Source organism: Streptomyces sp. NPDC020983, assembly GCF_044333485.1.
Classification (GTDB): domain Bacteria; phylum Actinomycetota; class Actinomycetes; order Streptomycetales; family Streptomycetaceae; genus Actinacidiphila.
The window spans coordinates 369,568-388,010 of the sequence record NZ_JBIRRA010000005.1 but is presented as its reverse complement, the minus strand read 5'-3'; the positions used below and the strand labels follow the sequence as shown (position 1 = coordinate 388,010).

General features: G+C 75.6%; 17 protein-coding genes and 1 pseudogene. 9 read left to right on the top strand and 9 right to left on the bottom strand.

All coding sequences use genetic code 11. The features are described 5' to 3' along the window. Positions 1–6 precede the first annotated feature (6 nt). The gene (locus tag ACH4SE_RS13385; protein WP_398543488.1) at positions 7–912 is read right to left on the bottom strand and encodes a GNAT family N-acetyltransferase; all 906 of its coding nucleotides are present in this window, start codon (positions 910–912) and stop codon (positions 7–9) included. Positions 913–1,188: 276 nt separating this feature from the next. On the opposite strand from ACH4SE_RS13385, the gene ACH4SE_RS13380 reads away from it, so the two are divergent. From ACH4SE_RS13380 to ACH4SE_RS13370, 3 genes are all read left to right on the top strand, one after another. Then, on the top strand, positions 1,189–2,835 hold the full coding sequence (locus tag ACH4SE_RS13380; protein WP_398543487.1) for an FAD-dependent oxidoreductase: 1,647 nt from the start codon (positions 1,189–1,191) through the stop codon (positions 2,833–2,835). Between the two features lie 92 nt (positions 2,836–2,927). Next, a complete protein-coding gene (locus tag ACH4SE_RS13375; protein WP_398543486.1) occupies positions 2,928–3,734 on the top strand; it encodes a class I SAM-dependent methyltransferase in 807 nt (268 codons plus the stop codon). Between the two features lie 32 nt (positions 3,735–3,766). Beyond that, entirely contained in the window at positions 3,767–4,210 is a 444-nt protein-coding gene (locus ACH4SE_RS13370) for a signal peptidase I (protein WP_398543485.1), read from the top strand. On the opposite strand, the gene ACH4SE_RS13365 is transcribed toward ACH4SE_RS13370, so the two are convergent. Then, positions 4,114–4,617, bottom strand: a complete 504-nt coding sequence (locus ACH4SE_RS13365; protein WP_398543484.1) for a hypothetical protein — start codon at positions 4,615–4,617, stop codon at positions 4,114–4,116. The two genes, ACH4SE_RS13370 and ACH4SE_RS13365, sit on opposite strands and share 97 nt — an antisense overlap. Positions 4,618–4,988: 371 nt before the next feature. On the opposite strand from ACH4SE_RS13365, the pseudogene ACH4SE_RS13360 reads away from it, so the two are divergent. Beyond that, positions 4,989–5,759, top strand: a pseudogene (locus tag ACH4SE_RS13360) (helix-turn-helix domain-containing protein); the annotation flags it as partial. Positions 5,760–5,768: 9 nt separating this feature from the next. Here ACH4SE_RS13360 and ACH4SE_RS13355 read toward each other — a convergent pair. Further along, entirely contained in the window at positions 5,769–6,974 is a 1,206-nt protein-coding gene (locus tag ACH4SE_RS13355) for an MFS transporter (protein WP_398543483.1), read from the bottom strand. Between the two features lie 135 nt (positions 6,975–7,109). Between ACH4SE_RS13355 and ACH4SE_RS13350 the strand changes: the two genes are divergently transcribed. Continuing rightward, positions 7,110–8,051 carry a DUF6924 domain-containing protein gene (locus ACH4SE_RS13350; protein ID WP_398543482.1) on the top strand — a complete coding sequence of 314 codons (942 nt, stop codon included), beginning with the start codon at positions 7,110–7,112 and terminating at the stop codon, positions 8,049–8,051. 16 nt (positions 8,052–8,067) lie between these two features. Here ACH4SE_RS13350 and ACH4SE_RS13345 read toward each other — a convergent pair whose 3' ends face one another. Beyond that, entirely contained in the window at positions 8,068–8,529 is a 462-nt protein-coding gene (locus tag ACH4SE_RS13345; RefSeq protein WP_398543481.1) for a nuclear transport factor 2 family protein, read from the bottom strand. An 85-nt stretch (positions 8,530–8,614) separates the two neighbouring features. On the opposite strand from ACH4SE_RS13345, the gene ACH4SE_RS13340 reads away from it, so the two are divergent. The 3 genes from ACH4SE_RS13340 to ACH4SE_RS13330 all read left to right on the top strand — a co-directional run bounded on the left by ACH4SE_RS13340 (position 8,615) and on the right by ACH4SE_RS13330 (position 10,835). Beyond that, complete coding sequence (locus tag ACH4SE_RS13340; protein ID WP_398543480.1) at positions 8,615–9,220, top strand: TetR/AcrR family transcriptional regulator; 606 nt, start codon at positions 8,615–8,617, stop codon at positions 9,218–9,220. A 90-nt stretch (positions 9,221–9,310) separates the two neighbouring features. Beyond that, positions 9,311–9,784, top strand: coding sequence for a carboxymuconolactone decarboxylase family protein (locus tag ACH4SE_RS13335; protein ID WP_398543479.1), 474 nt, complete (start codon positions 9,311–9,313; stop codon positions 9,782–9,784). 154 nt (positions 9,785–9,938) lie between these two features. After that, positions 9,939–10,835 (top strand): RNA polymerase sigma-70 factor, encoded by an 897-nt coding sequence (locus ACH4SE_RS13330; protein ID WP_398543478.1) that lies wholly within the window; start codon positions 9,939–9,941, stop codon positions 10,833–10,835. Between the two features lie 105 nt (positions 10,836–10,940). Here the strand turns inward: ACH4SE_RS13330 and ACH4SE_RS13325 are convergent, their stop codons facing one another. The 5 genes from ACH4SE_RS13325 to ACH4SE_RS13305 all read right to left on the bottom strand — a co-directional run bounded on the left by ACH4SE_RS13325 (position 10,941) and on the right by ACH4SE_RS13305 (position 16,162). Continuing rightward, entirely contained in the window at positions 10,941–11,960 is a 1,020-nt protein-coding gene (locus tag ACH4SE_RS13325) for an NAD-dependent epimerase/dehydratase family protein (protein WP_398543477.1), read from the bottom strand. 3 nt (positions 11,961–11,963) lie between these two features. Beyond that, positions 11,964–12,920 carry an ATP-binding cassette domain-containing protein gene (locus ACH4SE_RS13320; protein WP_398543476.1) on the bottom strand — a complete coding sequence of 319 codons (957 nt, stop codon included), beginning with the start codon at positions 12,918–12,920 and terminating at the stop codon, positions 11,964–11,966. A gap of 64 nt (positions 12,921–12,984) precedes the next feature. Continuing rightward, complete coding sequence (locus ACH4SE_RS13315; RefSeq protein WP_398543475.1) at positions 12,985–13,749, bottom strand: ABC transporter permease; 765 nt, start codon at positions 13,747–13,749, stop codon at positions 12,985–12,987. Beyond that, positions 13,746–14,939 carry a glycosyltransferase gene (locus tag ACH4SE_RS13310; protein ID WP_398543474.1) on the bottom strand — a complete coding sequence of 398 codons (1,194 nt, stop codon included), beginning with the start codon at positions 14,937–14,939 and terminating at the stop codon, positions 13,746–13,748. The genes ACH4SE_RS13315 and ACH4SE_RS13310 overlap by 4 nt, the downstream gene beginning before the upstream one ends. After that, positions 14,939–16,162, bottom strand: a complete 1,224-nt coding sequence (locus ACH4SE_RS13305; RefSeq protein WP_398543473.1) for a methyltransferase domain-containing protein — start codon at positions 16,160–16,162, stop codon at positions 14,939–14,941. The genes ACH4SE_RS13310 and ACH4SE_RS13305 overlap by 1 nt, the downstream gene beginning before the upstream one ends. Positions 16,163–16,879: 717 nt before the next feature. Here ACH4SE_RS13305 and ACH4SE_RS13300 point away from each other — a divergent pair. Continuing rightward, positions 16,880–18,379 carry a class I adenylate-forming enzyme family protein gene (locus tag ACH4SE_RS13300; RefSeq protein ID WP_398543472.1) on the top strand — a complete coding sequence of 500 codons (1,500 nt, stop codon included), beginning with the start codon at positions 16,880–16,882 and terminating at the stop codon, positions 18,377–18,379. The last annotated feature ends 64 nt before the right edge of the window (positions 18,380–18,443 follow it).

Below are 18,443 nucleotides of genomic sequence, written 5' to 3'. Positions count from 1 at the left end.
CGCCCGTCAGGACGGCGGACCGCCGACGAGCAGCCGGTGGCCCTCGGGCAGCAGGCAGCACAGCTCGTACGCGCCCCAGGGCATCCGCCGCACGGGCCCGCCGGTCCGCCCGCCCGCGGCGGTCCAGCGGGCGGCGAGCCCGGCGAGGGGCGTACCGGCGTCGAGGACGACGGTCACCGGCGCGATCGGCTCGCCGCCGGGCGCGAGCGCCAGGCGCAGGGCCGGGCCGGCGGACCACGGGCCGAGCCGGGCCGCCGCGTGGTGCGCGGGCTCGCCGGCCCGGAAGCCCGGTTCGAGACCGAGCCCGGCGTGCAGCAGGGCGAGGCTGGCGTCGACGTCCCGTACCGGGAGCACCGGGTGCGCGAGGTGGAAGCGCTGCGGCCCCGGCGCCCGGAGCCTGCCGAGGACCACCTTCTCCCGGGTCCCGCCGACCGGCGTGGACATCGTGAAACGGCTCCGCTCGGTGAGCCCGGCCCGGCGGGCGACACCGATCGACCCGGTGTTCGCGGCGTCGGCCCACGCCTCGACACGCTCCAGTCCCCCGGCCGCGAAGAGGTGCTCCACCAGCGCGGCCACGGCCTCGCCGGTGATGCCGCGCCGCCACTGCGCGGGCCGCAGCATCCACGAGAGCCAGGGCGTCGGGGGGACGTCGGCCAGTTCGACGACGCCGAGGGCGTCCGGCTCGCCCGCGCGGCGGATCGTCCACAGCCGCCCGCCGGGCCGCTCGACGCGGGCGGCGAGCCGCTCGCGGGTCTCGGCCTCGTCGCGGGGCGGTTCCTCGTCCGCCCAGGGGCGCGAGACCCGCGGGTCGCCGTACGCGACGTGCAGGCCGGCGGCATCCGCGGCCAGGTCGAGCGGGGTGAGCACCAGGCGGGCCGACCGGATCCCGTCCGGCACCGCCGTGCCGCTCATCCGCGGGACCCTGCGCCGGGCCGCGGGGGCGTCCAGGGCGCGTCCGCGCACGGGAGGGCCGGTCGGGGCGGCGTCGTGAGCACCAGCAGCGCCATGCCCCCCAGTATCGGCCCCCGCCGGCCCGGCGCCCAGCCCGCCACCAGCCGCGCGCCGGCTCCGGGTGCACGGCTTCCCGGAGCCGCGTTCACCCGTCCGGGGAAATGACACTGAGTAAGCAGTGAGTTACTTTGAGTGAGCAAGGGGAGTGCAGAGGTCCAGGGGCTCAGGGGGCACGACATGCCGACGCATCCGATCGAAGTGACACCGGGCGACGCGCGCTACGACGCGCTGCGCAGGGGGTTCACCCAGCGGCGGATCACCACGCCGGACTCCGCCGTGGTGGCCTCGTCGGCGGACGACGTGGTCGCGGCGCTGAGCACGTACCTGGCCCGGCCGCCCTCGTCGCGGCGCCGGATCACGGTCCGCTCGGGCGGGCACCCCCACGAGAACTTCGTCTCGTCGCGGGACGTCGGGGTCATCGTGGACGTGAGCCGGATGGACCGCGTCCACTTCGACGCCGAAATGGACGCCTACTGCATCGAGGCGGGCGCGGCCGACAGGGGCGGCACGACCCGGCTCCACCGGACGACGGGCCTCGCGCTGCCGGGCGGCCCCTGCTGTCCGGCGGGGCTCGGCGGGCACGTGTCGGGCGGCGGATACGGGCTGCTGTCCCGGCTGTTCGGGCTGACGGTGGACTACCTCTACGCCGTCGAGGTCGTGACGGCCGCGGACGGCAGGCACCCGCGCAGGACGGTGGCCCGCAAGGACGCGGAGGACCGGGCGCTGCGCGACCTGTGGTGGGCGCACACGGGCGGGGGCGGCGGCAGCTTCGGCGTGGTCACCCGGTACTGGTTCCGCGGGCTCCCCCAGCCGCCCGCGCAGGTGCTGCTGCGGGCCGTCGCGTGGGACTGGCAGGACTTCCTGGCGCGCCCCGAGCTCTTCCGCTCGCTGGTGCGCCGCTACGGCCAGTTCTTCGAGTACGAGGCCGCCGGACGGCTCCCGGCCCCGCCGTTCAGGTCCTACGCCTACCGGGACATGTTCACCCTGCTCAAGCTCACGCACATGAGCGCCGGCAAGGTCGGGCTCACCGTGCAGCTGGACGGGACGAGGCCGGATTCCCCCGCGCGGCTCGCCGCCTTCCTGGACTGGATCACCGCGGACTTCCGGTCGGGCACCACCCAGCTCGTGCGGGAGCAGCCGCTGGACCAGGCGATCGGCGAGCACCCCGCGCAGGGCGGCCTGTTCATCCCCACCCTGCTGCCGTGGCTCACCGCCACCCAGAGCCTCGACGGCTCGGGGCCCCACCGCAGCGGCACGTACAAGTCGGCGTACATGACGCGGGGCTTCACCGACCACCAGATCGACGCGCTCCAGCGCCATCTGACCGGCCCCGGGTACAGCAACCCGGACGCCCTGGTCCAGGTGGACTCCTACGGCGGGGCCGTCAACGACCGGGCGCCCGGCGCCACGGCGGTGCCGCAGCGCTCGTCGGTGCTCAAGCTGCAGTACCAGGTCTGCTGGACGCGGGGGGCCGGGGCCGACGGGAACGGCCTGTCCGACCACCGGGACGCCGAGCCGGACCCGGGGATCGCCGCCCCGCACCTGCGCTGGATCCGCGACCTCTACCGCGACGTCTACCGGCCGACCGGCGGTGTACCGGTGATCGCCGATCCGGACGACCCGCTGACCCGGGACGCCAACACCGACGGGTGCTCCATCACCTACCCGGACGTCGACCTGTCGGACCACCGGCTCAACACCTCGGGCCAGTCCTGGCACCGGCTGTACTACAAGGGCGGGTACGAGCGGCTCCAGCAGGTCAAGCTGGCCTGGGACCCGCACGACGTCTTCCGGCACGAGCAGTCCGTCGCCGTACCGCGGTAGCCGCCGGCCGGTGCCGGCCAGGGCCCGCCGGTAGAGTCCCGCGTGCCGGCCGGGGCGTCCGGCCGGAACAGCGCGGAAGGGGGCCGGCGGGCGTGGAGGACTTCGACGAGACGGAGCGGCGGATCTGGGCGGGGCGGGCGGCGGCCTTCCGGGACAGCTTCGCCAGGCTGTGCGCCCACACGGCGCCGGCACTCCTGGACGCGGCCGGCGCGGGACCGGGGGTCCGGCTGCTCGACGTCGGCACGGGAGCCGGCACGGTCGCGGCCGCGGCGGCCACGCGCGGCGCCCTGGTCACCGCCGTGGACGCCGAGCCGGGCATGATCGAGCTGGCGCGGAAGGCCGCGCCGGAGGCGGAGTTCCAGCTCGCCGTGCTCCCCGACCTGCCGTTCGAGCCGGGCAGCTTCGACGCGGTGGTGGCCAACTTCGTGGTCAACCACGTGGGGCGGCCGGCCGCGGCCGTCGCGGCGATGCGCGCGGCCGCCCGGCCCGGCGGCCGGGTCGCCGCGACGATCTGGTGCAGTCCGGCCGGCGCGGGGCACGAACTGCTCGGACGCGCCGTGGAGGCGGCCGGTGCGCGCAAGCCGGGCGAGGAGCCGCGGCTCGACCCGGCCGAGGAGTTCCCGCGCACGGCGGAGGGCTTCGCGGGGCTGTTCACCGCCGCGGGGCTCACCGAGGTGCGGTGCGGGCCGGTGACGTGGGACCACCTCGCGGCGCCGGAGGAGTGGTGGGGCGGCGCGGCGGCCGGGGTCGGGCTGATCGGGCAGACCGTCAGCCGGCAGAGCCCGGAGACCGTCGTCCGGATCAAGGCGGCGTACGACGCGCTGGTCCCGGAGTACACCGGCCCTGACGGGCGCCTGGTGCTCCGCTACCACGCCCTGCTGGCCCGCGGCCTGGCCTGAGCCGTTCTGCGGCCTTGATAGCGTCGGGCCGTGTGAACGACACCGTCTACACCGGGCGCGCGGCCCACGACGCGGCTCTCGACCGCGGCTGGCTCCTCGGCCACTTCAAGCCCGCGGGCGACCTGCGGCACAGCGAGGACCTGGAGATCAAGTGGGGCGTGCACCCGCCCGGTGACACCCGCGCCGCGTGGGTGCGCGGCGAGCGGCGCACCGCCCTCCTGGTCCTGGTCAGCGGCCGTTTCCGCGTCGACTTCCCGCACCGCGGCGTCGTCCTCGCCGAGCAGGGCGACTACGTCGTGTGGGGCCCGGGCGTCGACCACTCCTGGGAGGCCGAGGAGGCGTCGGTCGTGCTGACCGTCCGCTGGCCCTCGGTCCCGGGTTACGCGGTCCCCACCGGCTCCGCGGCGGGCGCGGCCGCCTCCGGCGGGACCTCCCCCGGCGCGGCCCCGCCGACGAGCCGGCGCAGCGTGCGGTAGGCGTCGGAGCGGGGGTCGGCGGCGACGAGCACCAGCCGCCGGTCGCGCTCGGGGACGGCGAGGACGTCGAAGTCCGGCTCCACTTCCGCCTCGCCGCCGGGCGGCCGGAAGGCCACCTTGGCGTGGTGGTCGGCGCTCAGCCGCCGGGAGTTCCGGGCGACGGCGAAGTCGGGGCTCCCGGCGAGCAGTTCGGCGATCAGCGCGCGCAGCTCCGGGGCGTCCGGGTAGTGCGCCGAGGCCACCCGCAGATACGCCACGGCGGTGCCCACGAAGCGGTCGTGGTCGGTGACGCCGTAGCCCCCGCCGCCGGGGTGCAGGAGGTAGCGGCGCAGGACGTTGCGCTCGGCCGCCCGCAGGGCCGTCACGTCCGGGAAGAGCGCGGCCGCCGGGGCGTTCCAGGTCGTCACCCGGCAGGTGCGCGCGGCCGCACCCCGATGCGCGGCATCGCCGAGGCCGTCGCCGGCCTCACCGGCGCCCGCCCGCTGTCCCTCACCCCCGCCCAGGCGCACGAGGCGATGGGGCCCCTCGCGGCGGTCCTCACCCGTTCCCTCCCGCTGGACGCCCCCCGGGCCGGGAGCCTCCTCGCCTGGGGCGGTGACCGGGGCCGGGGCGCGGGGAGAGTCCGCGTGGCCGGGCCGAGGACGGCGGTCCCGCCGTGCCTGCGGTGCACCGGCGGCTTCTCCCCGCTGCCGCGAGGGCGGCGCCGGGACCCGCGGGCCCCTCCTCCGTCCGCGGCCGGCCGCGGAATAGCGGCGGGCCGCGGCGTGGTTGCGGGGGCATGACAGGAACGGGCCGGGCGGCCGCGGGGGACAGGCACGGGCGGGGTACGCCCACGTGGGATCTGGTGGGCGTCCACCCGTACCGGCTCACCGCCGGGGAGGCGCTGCGCGGGGTGGACGGCGCGGTCTGGGTCCTGGTCCTGGACGGGGACGTGCGGCTGGAGAGCGCCACGGCGGGCGCCGAGGCCCTGCACGCGGGGGACGCCTTCCATGTGGACGCCCGCACCGCCTACCGGCTCACCGCGCTGACGCGGGCCGAGCTGGCGGTGGGCCGGCTGCTGGCGGTGCCGCCGCTGCCGAGCCCGCTGGTGGCGCGGGAGTTCGCCGACCGGCACCGCGGCATCGCCGAACTCGTCCGTATCTGCCCGCTCGACCCGGCGTGCGGGCAGTCGCTCTTCGCCGCGAGCTACGGCGGGCTCATCCAGGCCGCGATGCTGCAGTCCCTCGACGAGGACGAGCGCGCACGCCAGGGCCCGGACCCGCAGATCGTCGCGCTCCTCTCCGTGCTCGACGCGCATCCCGGGCGTCCGTGGACGGTCGAGGGGATGGCCCGGGTCGCGCACCTGTCGCGCTCGTCGCTCGGCGAGCGCTTCCGCCGGGCCCTGGGCAGTACCCCCGCGCAGGTGCTGCGCGAGGTGCGGATGCGGCACGCCCGCGCGCTGCTCGCCACGACCGACCGGCCGGTGGAGCAGATCGCGTTCACCGTGGGGTACGGCTCGGCCGCGGCGTTCAGCCGGGCGTTCTCCGCCTACCACGGGACGCCGCCGCAGGCGTGGCGCTCAGACCCGGGGGGTGCGCAGCGACGCGAAGCCGGCGCTGCCCGCCAGGGCCACGACGGCGCCGAGCAGCATCGCCGCGCGGACACCGCTGTGGTCGACGACGGCGCCGCCGACGGCCGAACCGGCGGTGATCGCCACCTGGAAGGCCGCCACCTGCAAGGACAGCGCTGACTCGACGCTGCGCGGCTCGGCACGGGTGACCCACAGCTGGGTGGCGACGGGCACCATGTTGAAGCCGATCCCCCAGACGACGATGCCGGCCGTCGCGAGCACCGGATGCGTCGTCGCGACCAGCAGCAGGAGGCTCGCGCCGAGCAGCGCGGGCGCGGCGACCACCGCGACCCGCAGCCGGCCGGCGAGCATGCCCGCCGCGAGGTTGCCGGCGAGCCCGCCGACGCCCCAGCCGAGCAGCAGCCAGACCGTGCCGCCGTCGGTGACGCGTTCGATGGCGAGCCGGATGAAGGGGTAGGCGGCGAAGTTGCCGAAGGCCACGAGCGCGATGCAGCCGACCCCGGCCATCAGCCGGCGGCCGGACACCACCCGGCGCAGCATGCCGAACCCCGCCCCGGGCTGCGCCGGTACCGGCGGCAGCGTCGCCACGACCGAGACGAGCGCCAGCACGCTCAGGCCCGCCGCCGCCCAGAACACCGGCCGCCAGCCGACCGCGTCGCCCAGCACGGAGGAGAGCGGCACCCCGACGATGGTCGCCGCGCTCACCCCGAGCGCGAGGCTGGTGGACACCACGTGGTCGCGGCCGGGCATCGCGCGGATGCCCGCGCCGAGCGCGAAGGACCAGAAGCCGGCTATCGCGGCGCCCAGCAGCAGCCGTCCGGCGAGCAGCAGCGGGAAGTCGGGGGTCACGGCGACGATCAGGTTGGAGACCACCGCCAGGGCCAGCAGCCCGACGAGCACCGTCCGCCGGTCGGTGCGGGGCAGCAGCACGCCGATCGTGGGTGCCGTCACGGCGCCCGCGACCGCGGTCGCGGCGACCGCCAGCCCCGCGGTGCCCTCGCTGACACCGATGTCGGACGCCATCGCCGGCAGCACGCTCGCGGGCAGGAACTCACTCCCGACGAGCGTCGCGATCCCCAGCGTGAGCGCCATGACCGGCGCCCACGACCCCTCTCCCCCGGCAGCGCCGGACACCACCTCGCCACGTGCCTCGGCAGCGGCTTCCGGAACGGTCACACGACCCTCAGACGTCATGCGCCCAGTCTCCCGGCCGTGGCCGCGGCCGGCTTGACCGTTCGGCCGCTCCCCTTGACGCGGACGCCGGACCCCGCCCGCTGTCGGAGGGGCGGGCTAGTGTCCTGTGACCCGGCCGTCCACCGAAGGAGCGTCATGTCCCTGCCCCGGCTCCCGCAGACCGCGCCCGGTGAGGTGCTTTTCCTCGCCACCTGTTACGAGGACGGCGCGGCCCTGTGGGGCGGGCTGCCCGAGGCGGTCGGGGGCCGCACGGAGGGCGGCGTGCTCGTGCTCGGCGAGGGCGGGGTGCGGCTGCGCCCGGCCGAGGACGGCCGGTGGGAGCACCTGCTCGGCGGCAACGTGCCCGCGCTCGTCCCGGCCGGCGGCCCCGGCGTGCCCGTCGCCGTGCTGGCGGACATCCCCGCGGTGTACGGCGGGGACGGTCCGCTGCTGGTGGACCTGGCGGTGACCCCCGGCCGCGGCGTGCGGGTGGCGGCGGCCCGGCTCGGCGGGATCCTGGCCGCGCTGCTGGACGGCACGCTCGCGTTCGGCGACCTGGTGGGCGGCATGGACGTGTGCGGCATGTACCAGGGGGACGCGGGGCGGCCCGCCTTCCCCGCACCCACGGTGCCGTCGCCCCGGTCCTTCCCCGCGCTGCCCGCCGCCGGTGGGCCGCTGCTGGTCCGCACCTCCTTCGACGACGAGGAGGGCTGGCGCGCGCTGCTCGACGAGTTGGGCGGGGCCGACGCGGACGGCCGGGTCGGCGCCGACCGGGATCCGGTGGGGACGGGCCCGGACCACGACCCGCCGGCGGCGCTGGTCGTCGACGACCGGGCCTTCGAGGGCCTGACGCCGGGCCATGTCCCCGCGCTGGTCCCGCCGGGCGACCACACCGAACTGGTCGCGCTCGCCGACGCCAGGACCTTCGCGGACCCCGGCCGGCCGCTGACCGCCGTCGACCTCTACGACACGCCGGGACATGCCGCGGTGCTCCCGTGCGGCATGCTCGGGTCGCTGGCCTGCAACCTGGCGATCGCCAACATGGACTTCCACGAGTTCGTCCTCGCGGAGGGGGCTCAGCCGTGGTGGGACGAGTGACCGGCGGCGGTACGCGTCACAGCACCGGGAGGTCGGTGCCGTGCTCCGCGGCCGGGCGGGGGCCGAAGATACGGCGGTCTGCGGGATCGATGGGCAGGTCGTTGATGCTCGCCTCGCGGCGGCGCATGAGCCCGTGCTCGTCGAACTCCCACAGCTCGTTGCCGTAGGAGCGCCACCAGCGGCCGCGGGCGTCGTGCCACTCGTACTGGAAGCGCACGGCCATCCGGTTCCCGCGGAAGCCCCACAGGCTCTTGCGCAGGGCGTAGTCCTGCTCGCGCTGCCACTTGGCGGTGAGGAAGGCGACGATCTCCTCACGGCCGTGGACGAAGGTGTCGCGGTTGCGCCACACGGAGTCGGGCGTGTAGGCGAGAGCGACGTGCCGCGGGTCCCGGGTGTTCCAGGCGTCCTCGGCGGCCTGCACTTTCTGCCGGGCCGTCTCCTCCGTGAACGGCGGGATGGGCGGGCGGTCTTCCGGCATGATGGGCCCCCTTCATGGAGAACGCTCGTTCTCAACCTTGGCACTAAGGTAGGGAACGGCCGTTCTCGACGTCAAGGAGGCACGGATGCCCGCCCCGATCACCGAAGAGCAGTCCCGCCGGGACCGCGACGCGCTGCTCGACGCGGCCGAGCGGCTCTTCTACGAGCGGGGCTTCGGGGCCGTCGGCATGGACCAGGTCCGCGCGGCCTGCGGGCTGCCCCTCAAGCGGATCTACCGATTCTTCCCGGCCAAGGAGGATCTGGTCGTGGCGATGCTCCGGCGCCGGGACGCGCGCTGGCGCGGCAGCCTGGCCGCGTACGTCGAGCAGGCCGCCGATCCGCACGGGCGCGTCCTGGCGGTCTTCGACTGGCTCGGGCGGTGGTTCGAAGAACCCGGCTTCCGGGGCTGCGCGTGGATCAACGCCTTCGGCGAGCTGGGGGCCTCCTCCGGTCCGGTGCTCGCCGAGGTGCGGGCCCACAAGCGGGCGTTCCACGACCAGGTCGGCGTCTGGACGGCCGCCGCGGGCATCCCGGCCGAGCCGGTGTGCCTGCTCGCGGAGGGCGCCATGGTCATGGCGGGCATCACCGGCGACCCCGCACCGGCCCGGCAGGCACGCGCCGCGGCCGAGGCGCTGCTCGGCGCGCGGGGGCGGCCGGCGCAGGCAGCGGGAGCCGCCGGCCCGGCGGGGTGAGAGACGCGGATCACACCGCCCGCGGTGTCACAGGACGCGGACCTGTCCGGTCAGAGTTGCGTCAACGCACCTGAACGAGGGGTTCACACCATGGAAGCGCGTCTCGACTTCTTCGGCAGCGCGGTCGGCGGGAAGGTCCTGAAGTACCTCAACTCCGCCAACAAGGCGGTCGCGGACTCGGGCCTGCCGCACGCGACGCAGGAGCTGGTGAAGATCCGCGCGAGCCAGATCAACGGCTGCGGATTCTGCACCGACATGCACACCAAGGACGCCGCCCACGCGGGCGAGTCGCAGCTGCGGCTCAACCTGGTGGCGGCATGGCGCGAGGCCACCGTCTTCACCGAGGCCGAGCGGGCGGCGCTGGAGATCGCCGAGCAGGCCACCCGGATCGCCGACGCCGCGGGCGGTGTCACGGACGAGGCGTGGGCAGCGGCCGCCAAGCACTACGACACCGAGCAGCTGGCCGCGCTGGTGTCGCTGCTGGCCGTCATCAACGCCTACAACCGCGTCAACGTGTGCAGCCGCACGCCCGCGGGGAGTTACCGGCCCGGCCAGTTCGGCTGAGCCGGCCGGCCAGGGCCCCGGTCGCCGCGGGCCGGGAGGCGGCGGGCCGCCGCCTCCCGGGCCCCCGGCCCCGCCGGCGGCACGCCGGGCCGGGTCCGGTGGGACGCGGGAGGCGCCCGTAGCATGGCCGGGACCGCAGCCCGAAGGGACGACCGTGCACGCAGACCCCGACTCCGCCTCCCTGGACCGGGCGACGCGGGACTTCCTCGCGGCGCGTCCGCGGCTCTTCGGCGTCGCCTACCGGATGCTCGGCAGCGTGGCGGAGGCCGAGGACGTCGTGCAGGAGGCGTGGCTGCGCTGGCAGAACGCCGACCGCTCCGCCGTCGCCGAGCCGGCGGCGTTCCTCACCACGGTCACCACCCGGCTGGCGATCAACGTCGCGCAGTCCGCGCGGGTGCGGCGCGAGGCGTACCCGGGGCCGTGGCTGCCCGAGCCCGTCGACACCGGCGCCGACCCGTACCTCGGCGCGGAACGGGCCGAGGCGCTGGACCTGGCGGTGCTCTTCCTGCTGGAGCGGCTGAACCCGGTCGAGCGGGCCGCCTACGTGCTGCGGGAGGCGTTCGACTACCCCTACCGGGAGATCGCCGCGATCCTCGGCACCGGCGAGGCCAACACCCGGCAGCTGGTGAGCCGGGCCCGCAGGCACCTGGCGGCCGAGCGGCGCGAGGGGGTCGGCGCCGCCGAGCACCGGCGGCTGCTGGAGGCCTTCCTCGCCGCCGCCCGCACGGGCGACGTGGCGGCGCTGGAGGACCTGCTCGCGGCCGACGTCGCGAGCTGGTCCGACGGCGGCGGGGTACGCGGCGCGTCGAAGGTCCCGGTCCTCGGCCGGCCCCGGGTGGCCCGGTTCCTGGCCGCCTTCGCACCGCGCTTCTGGCCGGGCGCGCAGGTCCGGTGGACCGAGGCCAACGGCCGTCCCGCCGTGCTGGTCTCGGCCGGGGGCACGGCCCAGGCGCTGCTGTGCGCCGACGTCTCCGCACAGGGCGTCGACCGGATCCTGTGGGTGATGAACCCGGCCAAGCTCGCGCCGTACGTGGCGTCCCTGGCCGGCTGAGCCGCGCCCGCGGGCGGACCGCCGCCGGTTCGCCGGCGGCGGCTGCCGGGCGTGACGACCGGCGGCCCGGCGGAGAGGCGTGGGCGGCGCCCCGGTGATCCGGGGTCAGTCCCGGGACCCCGCCGCGTGCTGGGCCGGGAGCCGGGCGAACCACTCGACGGTCATCGCCAGGCCCTTGTCCACGTCCACCACCGGCTCCCAGCCCAGCACCGCGCGGGCCAGCGCGATGTCGGGCCGGCGCAGCCCCGGGTCGTCCACCGGGCGCGGCACGAAGCCCACCGGCGAGTCCGAGCCGCACAGGTCGCGGATGCGGCGGGCCAGGTCGAGGATGGTCAGCTCCACGGGGTTGCCGAGGTTGACCGGCCCGGGGTGGCCGGCGGCCGCCGCCGCGAGCAGGCCCGCCACGGTGTCGTCGACGTAGCACAGCGAACGGGTCTGCGAGCCGTCACCGGCGACGGTGAGCGGCAGGCCGGCGAGTGCCTGGGTCACGAAGGCGGGCACCGCACGGCCGTCCCCGCGGCGCATCCGCGGGCCGTAGGTGTTGAAGAGCCGCACGATGACGGTGTCCACGCCGAGGGTGGTGCGGTAGGCGGTGGTGAGCGCCTCGGCGTAGCGCTTGGCCTCGTCGTACTGGCTGCGCGGGCCGACCGGGTTGACGTTGCCCCAGTAGCTCTCCGGCTGCGGGTGGACGAGCGGGTCGCCGTAGACCTCGGAGGTGGAGGCGAGCAGGAAGCGCGCGCCCTTGCGGTGGGCGAGGTCCAGGGCGTTGGCCGTGCCGTGGGAGCCGGCCCGCAGCGTCTCCAGGGGGTGCCGGGCGTAGTCCAGCGGGGACGCCGGGGAGGCGAGGTGCGCGACCAGGTCCACCGGCCCGGCCACGTCGAAGGGCTCGCAGACGTCGCGGACCTCCAGGGTGAAGCCCGGGTCGCCGTCGAGGCCGCTTAGGTTGCCGGTGCTGCCGGTCAGCAGGTTGTCGACGCACACGACCTCGGCGCCCTCGGCCCGCAGCCGGTCGCACAGGTGCGAGCCCACGAAACCGGCCCCGCCGGTGACGACCGCCCGCCGCACCGTGCGGCCCGCGCCCTGCTGCTCCATCGGCTCGTCCTTCCTCGTCGCGGTGTGTTCCATCGGTCAGGACTCCCGCAGCGATCGGCCGGTCCTCGTCAGGAACACGTCGTCGAGCGTGGGGCGGTGCAGCTCGATCGTGGCCAGCTCCACCCCGACGTCGGCGAGCGCGCGCATGATCCGCGGCATCGCCGTCTCGCCCGCGTCCACCGCGAGCCGCAGCTCCCCGCCGTCACGCACCTCCGCGGAGCGCACGCACTCCAGGCCGGCCAGCACCTCGGCGGCCTTCGCCGGGTGGTCGGCGACCTCCAGGGTGACCACCTCCCCGGCGATCTGCCGCTTGAGTTCGGCCGGGGTGCCCTCCGCGACGGTCCGGCCGCCGTCGATGATGGCGATCCGGTCGCACAGCGCGTCGGCCTCGTCCAGGTAGTGCGTGGTGAGGAACACGGTCATGCCGTCGGCGCGCAGCCGGCGGATCTCGTCCCACATGTGCGCCCGGCTCTGCGGGTCCAGGCCCGAGGTCGGCTCGTCCAGGAACAGCACCCGGGGCCGGTGGACGACGCCGAGCGCGATGTCCACCCGCCGCCGCTGCCCGCCCGAGTACGTGCGGCAGTTCCGGTCGGCGTAACCGGCCAGGTCGAAGGCGTCCAGCGCCTCGGCGGCGCGCTCGCGCGCCTCCGCCCGGGAGGAGCCGAACATCCGTGCCTGGAGGACGAGTTCCTCGCGGGCGGTCACGTCGTCCCAGGTGCCGCCGCCCTGGGCGACGTAGCCGATGCTGCGGCGCACCTCGCCCGGCGCGGTGCGCAGGTCGGCACCCGCGACGACGGCCTCGCCCGCGTCGGGCGGCAGGAGGGTCGCGAGCATCCGCAGGGTGGTGGTCTTGCCGGCGCCGTTCGGGCCGAGGAATCCGAAGATCTCCCCCGCGGCCACGGTCAGGTCCAGGCCGGTGACCGCCTCCACGGTCGTGGAGGAGCGGCGCCGCCCGGTGCGGAAGGACTTCCGCAGGTCCCTGGTCTCAATCATCGAGGCGTCCTTGTCGTGCTCGGAAGTTGCGCGGGGTGTGTGCCGTAGGGGGGCCGGCGGTGCGTCAGCGGACGGAGCGGGCGAAAAGCCGCGCCGACCACGCGAGGGCGACGAGCGCCACCGCGCCCAGCAGCGCGATGCTCTGCCAGACCGAGGAGTCGCCGGCGTGCCCGGCGAAGAGCGCGCGCATCCCCACGACCGCGCGGCTGAAGGGGTTGACGTCCGAGATCCGGCGCAGCCACAGCGGCGCGAGAGCGAGCGGCAGCAGCGTGCCGGACAGCAGCATGAGCGGCTGGGCGATGTTGTTGACCACCTGGCCGAGCGCGTTGGGGTCGGTGACCTTGAGCGCGATCCCGTACGACACCGCGGAGCTCGTCAGGGTGATGAGGGCGAGCATCGCGTAGGCCAGCAGCAGGTCGGGGACGTGCACGAACAGGCCGAGCGGCATCGCCAGCACGATGATGACGGCCGCCTGCACGACGAGCACCACGACGTCCCGCAGCGCCCGCCCGAGCAGCAGCGCCGCCCGGCTCACCGGGGTCACCCGGGCCCGCTCCACGACGCCCGAGGCCAGCTCGGCGAGCAGGCCGAAGCCGACGTAGAGGCCGCCGCCGAGTGCCAGGGCGACGAGCATGCCGGGGACGTAGATGCGGTAGGCGTCGGTCATCGAGTCGGCGCCCATGGACGCCAGCGCGGGCTTGAGCAGCGGTGCGAACAGCGCCATGTAGATGACCGGCTGGGCCACGCCCAGCAGGATCGACAGCGGCGAGCGGGTCAGCAGCAGCATGTGCCGCTGGAAGACCAGCCAGGTGTCGCGGAGCGTCTTCACGTCGTCGTCTCTTCCCTCGGTGCGGAGCGTGGTACGGGTACGGCGTCCAGGAGTCCTTCGAGGTGCCGGGCCGCGGCCGCGGCGCCGCCCGCGGCGGCGAAGGAGTCGCGGACGCGGCCGGCGGCGGCACGGTAGGAGGGGTCGTCGAGCACGGCGAGCAGCGCGCCGCGCAGTTCCTCCGGGCGGACGCTCGGGAACCTGACCCGGCGGCCCGCGCCGACCGCCTCGACCCGGGCCGCGTTGATCGGCTGGTCGCCCTTGATGGGCGCGACGACCAGCGGCACGCCGTGCGCGAGCGCCTCGCAGACGGTGTTCAGGCCGCCGTGGCTCACGACCGCGTCCAGCCGCGGCATCAGCTCCAGCACCGGGGCCCGCGGCCGCACCAGCACGTCCGCCTCCGGCGCGCCGGGCACCGTGCCGTCGGGCGCGACCAGGACGGCCTGGACACTGCCGGCGAGCGGGCGCAGCGCCTCCACGACGCGGGCGTGGAAGTCCTGGGCGAGGTCGAGGGCCAGGGTGCCCACGGTGACCAGCACATGACGGCGTGCCGGGTCCAGCCACTCCCACGGGAAGGCGGTGTCCGGCGGCCGCGCGGCGAGCGCGGGGCCGACCAGGCGGGCGTTGTCCGGCCAGTCCAGCGGGCCGTTCAGGGCCTCGCCGGTGAAGGCGACCAGCAGGTGCGGGGAGAAGCGCAGGTCGTGCGGCGGCTCCCCGGGCATCCCGGCGGCGGTCCAGATCTCCGCCATCCGCGCGTGGATCCACGCCTCGACCCGCGGCAGCGCCCGGTAGGGCCGGGTCAGCTCCATCGTGGTCGGCGCGAGGCTCGCCCAGGGCAGCCCGGCGCGGTGCGCGGCCACGGCCCCGGCCACGGCGTGCTGGTCGACGGCCAGGACGTCGGGCCGGAAGGCGGCGACCGCCTTCTCGATGCCGGGCAGGGTGACGCGGGCGTGCGGGACGATGTAGCCCTCCCAGCGCGACTTCGCCGCCGCCATACCCCGGTCGGCCTGGCCCCGGTGCGCCCGCAGCGGGATGGGCGCGATCGCCGCGTCCGGCCCGAGCACCGGCCGCAGGAAGGACTCCGAGCCGGCCCACAGCACGTCGTGGCCGAGCGCGACGAGCTCCTTCGACACCGCGGCGAGCGGGTGCACATGGCCGGTGAGCGGCAGCGACACGAAGAGGTAGCGGCCCATCAGCCGTGCTCCGCGGATGCCGCGCCGCCGTCGCCCTCCGGGTCGTCCGTGCGGTCGCGGCGGGCGGCGACGAGGGCGGCCACGTCGCCGACGGTCAGCTCGATGACCGCGTCGATGCCGAGCTCCGCGACATGGCCCGCGAGGTCGACGCGCTCGCCGTAGCGCGCCCGCAGCGCGGCGCTCCACGCGGCCAGTTCCTGGCTCTCGACGAGCAGGTCGCCGTCCAGCCGGCTGGCGGGCGTCACGGCCTCCAGCCACGCGGCGTCCTCGCCGGTGACCTGCCGCAGCAGCTCGGCGACCGGCCGTACGAGCGTGTCCGCGTCCGCGGCAGGCGACGCGCCCGCCGCGGGGCCGGGTTTGACGGCCCGCAGGGCGCCGTAGGTGATGACGCCGGTCTCGAAGCCCTTCGTCATGAGCGGCCCCGCGTGGAAGAAGCCCAGCACGTCCACGCCGCGCTCGCGGGCCAGCCGGCGCATCTCGGCCCGTCCCTTGTCGTAGCGGGCGATCTGCGCGAAGGACGGGTCCCAGGAGTTGGCGACGGCCTTGCTCCAGTCGACCGTGGCCACGTCCGCGAAGCCGGCCGCGCGGGCGAGCCGCTCGTGCTCCTCCAGCGACGAGAAGTGCGGCATGACCTGGTGCTGGAGGATCTGCCGTACGAGGTCGCGCTCGTCGGCGGCCAGCTCGCCGTCGCGCACCGCCCAGGTGGCCACCGCGAGGACACCGCCGGGACGCAGCAGGCGCAGGGCCTCGGCGAAGAAGGCCGGGCGGTCGGACAGGTGCATGAGGCTCTCCAGCGCCCAGACCACGTCGAAGGACGCGTCGGGGAAGCCGGTGGCGAGCGCGTCCAGCTGGTGGAAGCGGGCCCGCCCGGCGAGGCCCGCGGCCTGCGCCTTCTCCCCGGCCCTGGCTGCCTGCCGGGCGCTCAGCGTGACGCCCTCGACGGTGCAGCCCATCGCACCCGCGAGGTGCAGCGCGGGGCCGCCGATGCCGCAGCCGACGTCCAGGACGGCCGAGCGGGGAGGGACACCGGTGAATGCGACCAGTTCGCGCACCAGCCGGTCGGTGGCGGCGTGCCGGTCGGCACCATTGACGCCGGGTATTTCACCCGGATCCCAGAAACCGTGGTGGACGTGTTCTCCCCACAGGTCCTCGTAGAGGTCGAGCGTGATGTCGTAGTAGCGCTCCACGGCCGTGTTCAGGCCGGCGCCGGTCCCAGGTTCCAATGGCTGCCAATCCTTCGGAAAAAGAGCATGCGGAATCGGGAAAGGTAAGCGGAATAACGCGGGCGGGCGTGCACCGCGCCGGCGGCGGCACCGCGGGACGCGGCGACCGGACGCGGGCACGTGAATAGGTAAAACCGGGGGCGGGATAAATGTTGCCCCGGGAAGTCGCGCAGGAAGTGCGGGAGGCGCAGGAAGCGAAGCGGGTGCAGCACAGGAGCAGGACGTGGGGATCGTGCAGGACGGCAGTGCGGTGCGAGGCGCGCAGGAGGGCGCGAAAGTGCAGGCCGCGAGGACGGCCGCGAAAAGGGACCACCGAGTCGTGAGGGACGACTGGGGGATCCCGCAAGGGGCGGTGCCGTTCTGAGCTGCCAACTTCCAGCCGGGTCACGGCAGTTGGCCAATGAGCGGCCATGCTAGCGGCGGGCGTCGCACGTCGTCAATACGAGAAGATTTGTGTCGCATGTGACGGACAGATACAGCAGAGATTGATGAGGAATTTGTCGCCGCTGAGCGGAGGCGGGCTTGACAGCGCGGAATTCTGAGTTGAAAGTTCGGCGTGGGAATTCCGCTCGTCCCGCTATTGATCTGGACCATTCCGATTGCCCCGGCACCTCCGGCCCGTACGGGACGGATTCGGCCGGCGGACACCGGAAACCGGGGGCGGCGGGGTGCCGGAAACCACCAGACCGGGAATCACGAAAGGGGTCCGGGTTCTTCATGAAGGCTGCCTCGACGACACCCTGGGAAGGCCGGGAGGGCCGGCCGGCCCGACGCCCTTCCGGGGACGGTGCCTGGGACGGTCCCGCGGACGGCTCCTGGGACGGCTCCTGGGTGGACGACGTCCTGCTGGCCGGCCCCGGCGCCGACATCTGCCTGGTCTTCGACGCACCCGTCACCCGGGCAGAACTGCGCCGCCTGGTCCGGGAGCGGCAGGACGCGCTCACCGCCGCGGGGCTCGGTCCCGGCGGCAGCGCCGCTCTGTGCCTGGCACCCTCGCTCGCGCTGGTCGCCGACCTGCTGGCGGGCTGGCGCTGCGGGGCGCAGGTCGCGCTGCTCGACCACCGGCTCACCCCGTACGAGACCGGCCGGGCGCTGGAACGGCTCGCCCCCCAGGTCGTCGTCACCGCCGAACCGGTCGGTCCGGGGCCCGCGCGCGGCTTCCACGACCAGCACCCGGTGGCCCGCCCGCGGGCCGGCGGCCTGACGGCGCGCACGCCGCACGCGCTGGTGCAGCTCAGCTCGGGCTCCACCGGACCGTCCAAGATCATCGGCCGGACGGCCGCGGACCTCGTCGCCGAGATCGGCCGCTACGCGCGGATGGACGGGGTGCCCCGGGCCGGTGAGCGGATCGTCTCGATGGCCTCGACCGTCCACGTCCTGGGTCTCGTCGGCGGCCTGCTGCACAGCCTGGCCGCCGGGGTGCGGCTCGCCTTCCCCGCGCGCACCACCGCCGAGGGCATCCTCGCCACCGTGGCCGCCGGGCCCGAGCCGACCACCCTGCTCGGCGTGCCCTTCCACATCGAGCTGCTCAGCTGGGTGGCGCGGCCGCCGCGGCTGCCGCAGCTCACCGGCATGACGACCGGCGGCGAACTGGTCCGGGCCCGGGTGCACGAGGCCTTCACCGAGCGCTACGGCGTGCGGCTCGGCAGCATGTACGGGATGACCGAGGTCGGCGTCATCGCCACCGACCTGTTCGGCGAGCACCGCCCCGAGGTCACACCCGCGCCGGGCATCGCCGTACGGGAGGCGGGCGGCGAGCTGCTGATCGCCACCGAGCGCTCGCCCTACATCGGCTTCGACGACCCGGCCCGCTGGTCGGACGGCTGGCTGCACACCCGCGACGGCGGCAGCGTCGACCCCGGCACGGGGCGCGTCCGCGTGCTCGGCCGGCTGGACTCGCAGGTGTCGGTCGGCGGCCTCAAGGTCGACCTCACCGAGGTCGAGCACACCCTCGCCGAACTCCCGGACGTCGCCGCGGCGGTCGTGGTGTTCGGCTCGTCGGTCGAGGCCTACACGGTGCTGCGCGAGCCCGGCGCGCGCGCCCGCGTCGAGGCGGGGCTCGCCGAGCGGCTCGCCCCGTACAAGCGCCCGCGGCTGCTGCACGTCGTCGACGAGCTGCCGCGCACCGCCACCGGCAAGCTCGTGCGCGACCTCGCGGTGCTGCGGGCGGCCGCCGCCACCGCCGATTCCCCGCCGGACCGCCCGCCCGCCGGGTGACCGGCCGGACCGGACCCACCGTCACCGCCGTAACGCAAGCCACCGGAAGCCACCGGAGAGGGAG